The organism is Klebsiella sp. RHBSTW-00484, from assembly GCF_013705725.1.
In the GTDB taxonomy this organism is placed as follows: Bacteria; Pseudomonadota; Gammaproteobacteria; order Enterobacterales; family Enterobacteriaceae; genus Klebsiella.
On sequence record NZ_CP055503.1, the window covers coordinates 1 to 350 of the forward strand.

Annotated in this window: 1 protein-coding gene; it reads right to left on the reverse strand. The window is 56.0% G+C overall.

Annotated elements, in window-relative coordinates; translation table 11 throughout:
• The coding region (locus HV213_RS33125) for an HAD-IC family P-type ATPase (protein ID WP_181486585.1) at positions 1-350 on the reverse strand (350 nt) is incomplete at both ends.

Sequence of the window (350 nt, forward strand, 5' to 3'; positions counted from 1 at the left end):
CGCATGATGTTCTTTTCACCGGCTTCGAACGCCAGACCAAACGACAGCGTGGCCGACGTCGCCATGTTCATCCACAAAATCAACACCGGCGTCAGCGGAATCAAATTCCCCGCCAGCAGCGCGATAATGATTAACAACCCCTGCGCCAGGTTGGTTGGCATAATGAACAAGATCGTTTTCTTCAGGTTATCGTAAACCCGCCGCCCTTCCCTGACTGCACTGGCGATGGTGGCGAAGTTATCATCGGTCAGCACCATATCAGCGGCCTCTTTGGTCACTTCGGTGCCCTTGATGCCCATCGCGATACCAACATCGGCCTGCTTCAGCGCCGGGGCGTCGTTCACCCCATC